This window comes from Aeromicrobium piscarium, assembly GCF_007421815.1.
GTDB classification, from domain to species: domain Bacteria; phylum Actinomycetota; class Actinomycetes; order Propionibacteriales; family Nocardioidaceae; genus Aeromicrobium; species Aeromicrobium piscarium.
In genome coordinates this window covers 1-667 of the sequence record NZ_VLNT01000044.1, presented here as the reverse complement: position 1 = coordinate 667, position 667 = coordinate 1, and the positions used below count along the sequence as shown (strand labels likewise).

At 60.9% G+C, this 667-nt stretch carries 1 protein-coding gene; it reads right to left on the bottom strand.

Translation table 11 applies throughout. The annotated features are described in order from the left end of the window. Positions 1 to 50: 50 nt before the first annotated feature. Positions 51 to 667: superoxide dismutase (locus tag FNM00_RS18660; RefSeq protein ID WP_143915035.1), on the bottom strand; the 617-nt coding region annotated here is incomplete at its 5' end.

Genomic DNA, 667 nt, shown 5'->3' with positions numbered 1-667 from the left:
GTTGAGTGTGGGGCACCTCCCCACACTCAACGCGAACGCGGGTCTTGGGGTTAGAAGATGATCTGTCCGCCGGTGGTGGCGGCGGTGAATCGTTCTTGGGCGTCGGCCCAGTTGGCGATATTCCAGAAGGCCTTGACGTAGTCGCCCTTGACGTTGAGGTAGTCCAGGTAGAAGGCGTGTTCCCACATATCGAGCTGGGAGATCGGGATCAGCGTCGCGGGGATATTGGACTGCTGGTCATACAGCTGGACGATGACCAGCCGCTGGCCGAGGGTGTCCCAGGCGGTGATGGCCCAGCCTGACCCCTGGATACCGAGGGCGACCTGCTCGAACTGGGCGCGGTAGGCGTCGAAGGAGCCGAAGTTGTCCTCGATCGCGGCGGCGAGCTCACCGGTGGGCTTGTCGCCACCATCGGGGGACAGGTTCTTCCAGAAGATCGAGTGGTTGATGTGGCCGCCGAGGTTGAACGCGAGGTTCTTCTCCAGCATGTTCACGGTGTCGAACTTCTCGTTCGCGCGGGCCTCTTCGAGCTTCTCGATCGCGGTGTTCAGGCCGTTGACGTAGTTCTGATGGTGCTTGTCGTGATGCAGCTCCATGATCTTGCCCGAGATATGCGGGTCCAACGCCCCATAGTCATACGGCAGATCCGGCAAAGTGTACTCAGCCA